This window comes from Chimaeribacter arupi (assembly GCF_002858805.1).
GTDB lineage: Bacteria > Pseudomonadota > Gammaproteobacteria > Enterobacterales > Enterobacteriaceae > Chimaeribacter > Chimaeribacter arupi.
On record NZ_PJZI01000072.1, the window covers coordinates 1 to 3,185 of the forward strand.

Genomic DNA, 3,185 nt, shown 5'->3' on the forward strand with positions numbered 1-3,185 from the left:
ATTTGATGCCTGGCAGTTCCCTACTCTCGCATGGGGAGACCCCACACTACCATCGGCGCTACGGCGTTTCACTTCTGAGTTCGGCATGGGGTCAGGTGGGACCACCGCGCTAGTGCCGCCAGGCAAATTCTGTTATCCCGACCGCCCTCACGGGCCACCGGAACCAATCTTGGAACAGCGCTGAAAATCGTCGTCTCTAAAAACACCTTCGGTGTTGTAAGGTTAAGCCTCACGGGTCATTAGTACCGGTTAGCTCAATGCATCGCTGCACTTACACATCCGGCCTATCAACGTCTTGGTCTTAAACGTCCCTTCAGGGAACTCAAGGTCCCAGGGAAGACTCATCTCGAGGCAAGTTTCGCGCTTAGATGCTTTCAGCGCTTATCTTTTCCGCACTTAGCTACCGGGCAGTGCCATTGGCATGACAACCCGAACACCAGGGGTGCGTTCACTCCGGTCCTCTCGTACTAGGAGCAACCCCTCTCAATCTTCCAACGCCCACGGCAGATAGGGACCGAACTGTCTCACGACGTTCTAAACCCAGCTCGCGTACCACTTTAAACGGCGAACAGCCGTACCCTTGGGACCTACTTCAGCCCCAGGATGTGATGAGCCGACATCGAGGTGCCAAACACCGCCGTCGATATGAACTCTTGGGCGGTATCAGCCTGTTATCCCCGGAGTACCTTTTATCCGTTGAGCGATGGCCCTTCCATTCAGAACCACCGGATCACTAAGACCTGCTTTCGCACCTGCTCGAGCCGTCACTCTCGCAGTCAAGCTAGCTTATGCCTTTGCACTAACCTCACGATGTCCGACCGTGATTAGCTAACCTTCGTGCTCCTCCGTTACTCTTTAGGAGGAGACCGCCCCAGTCAAACTACCCACCAGACACTGTCCTCACCCCAGATTATGGGGCCGAGTTAGAACATCAAACATTAAAGGGTGGTATTTCAAGGATGGCTCCACGCAGACTGGCGTCCACGCTTCAAAGCCTCCCACCTATCCTACACATCAAGGCTCAATGTTCAGTGTCAAGCTATAGTAAAGGTTCACGGGGTCTTTCCGTCTTGCCGCGGGTACACTGCATCTTCACAGCGAGTTCAATTTCACTGAGTCTCGGGTGGAGACAGCCTGGCCATCATTACGCCATTCGTGCAGGTCGGAACTTACCCGACAAGGAATTTCGCTACCTTAGGACCGTTATAGTTACGGCCGCCGTTTACCGGGGCTTCGATCAAGAGCTTCGCGTTGCCGCTAACCCCATCAATTAACCTTCCGGCACCGGGCAGGCGTCACACCGTATACGTCCACTTTCGTGTTTGCACAGTGCTGTGTTTTTATTAAACAGTTGCAGCCAGCTGGTATCTGCGACTGGCTTCGGCTCAGGGAGCAAGTCCCGTCACCTACGCGCCAGCGTGCCTTCTCCCGAAGTTACGGCACCATTTTGCCTAGTTCCTTCACCCGAGTTCTCTCAAGCGCCTGAGTATTCTCTACCTGACCACCTGTGTCGGTTTGGGGTACGATTTCGTGTTACCTGGAGCTTAGAGGCTTTTCCTGGAAGCAGGGCATCAGCTACTTCACCACCGTAGTGGTTCGTCATCACGCCTCAGTGTTAAAGCCAACCGGATTTACCAGGTTGACACACCTACACGCTTAAACCAGGACAACCGTCGCCTGGCCAGCCTAGCCTTCTCCGTCCCCCCTTCGCAGTAACACCAAGTACAGGAATATTAACCTGTTTCCCATCGACTACGCTTTTCAGCCTCGCCTTAGGGGTCGACTCACCCTGCCCCGATTAACGTTGGACAGGAACCCTTGGTCTTCCGGCGTGCGGGTTTTTCACCCGCATTATCGTTACTTATGTCAGCATTCGCACTTCTGATACCTCCAGCAGACCTCACAGTCCACCTTCGCAGGCTTACAGAACGCTCCCCTACCCAACAACGCTAAGCGTCGCTGCCGCAGCTTCGGTGCATGGTTTAGCCCCGTTACATCTTCCGCGCAGGCCGACTCGACCAGTGAGCTATTACGCTTTCTTTAAATGATGGCTGCTTCTAAGCCAACATCCTGGCTGTCTATGCCTTCCCACATCGTTTCCCACTTAACCATGACTTTGGGACCTTAGCTGGCGGTCTGGGTTGTTTCCCTCTTCACGACGGACGTTAGCACCCGCCGTGTGTCTCCCGTGATAATATTCTTCGGTATTCGCAGTTTGCATCGGGTTGGTAAGCCGGGGTGGCCCCCTAGCCGAAACAGTGCTCTACCCCCGAAGATAAATTCACGAGGCGCTACCTAAATAGCTTTCGGGGAGAACCAGCTATCTCCCGGTTTGATTGGCCTTTCACCCCCAGCCACAAGTCATCCGCTAATTTTTCAACATTAGTCGGTTCGGTCCTCCAGTTAGTGTTACCCAACCTTCAACCTGCCCATGGCTAGATCACCGGGTTTCGGGTCTATACCTTGCAACTTGACGCCCAGTTAAGACTCGGTTTCCCTACGGCTCCCCTATACGGTTAACCTTGCTACAAAATATAAGTCGCTGACCCATTATACAAAAGGTACGCAGTCACCCTGGTAAACCAAGGCTCCCACTGCTTGTACGTACACGGTTTCAGGTTCTATTTCACTCCCCTCGCCGGGGTTCTTTTCGCCTTTCCCTCACGGTACTGGTTCACTATCGGTCAGTCAGGAGTATTTAGCCTTGGAGGATGGTCCCCCCATATTCAGACAGGATGTCACGTGTCCCGCCCTACTCATCGAACTCACAACTTGTGTGCTTTTGTGTACGGGACTATCACCCTTTACTGTGCGACTTTCCAGACGCTTCCACTAACACACAAACTGATTCAGGTTCTGGGCTGTTCCCCGTTCGCTCGCCGCTACTGGGGGAATCTCGGTTGATTTCTTTTCCTCGGGGTACTTAGATGTTTCAGTTCCCCCGGTTCGCCTCATTACACTATGTATTCATGTAATGATAGTGTGACGTATCACACTGGGTTTCCCCATTCGGGTATCGTCGGGTATAACGCTTCATATCAGCTTACCGACGCTTATCGCAGATTAGCACGCCCTTCATCGCCTCTGACTGCCTAGGCATCCACCGTGTACGCTTAGTCGCTTAACCTCACAACCCGAAGATGTTTCCATCCGCGAGCGTGATTATTTGAGAGACTCTATTACAG

At 53.1% G+C, this 3,185-nt stretch carries 2 rRNA genes; both read right to left on the minus strand.

Going from position 1 to position 3,185, the window contains the following annotated elements:
• Positions 1 to 7: 7 nt before the first annotated feature.
• Positions 8 to 123 (minus strand): 5S ribosomal RNA (gene rrf / locus CYR52_RS22050).
• Positions 124 to 218: 95 nt separating this feature from the next.
• A 23S ribosomal RNA gene (locus CYR52_RS22055) occupies positions 219 to 3,127 on the minus strand.
• Between the last annotated feature and the right edge of the window lie 58 nt (positions 3,128 to 3,185).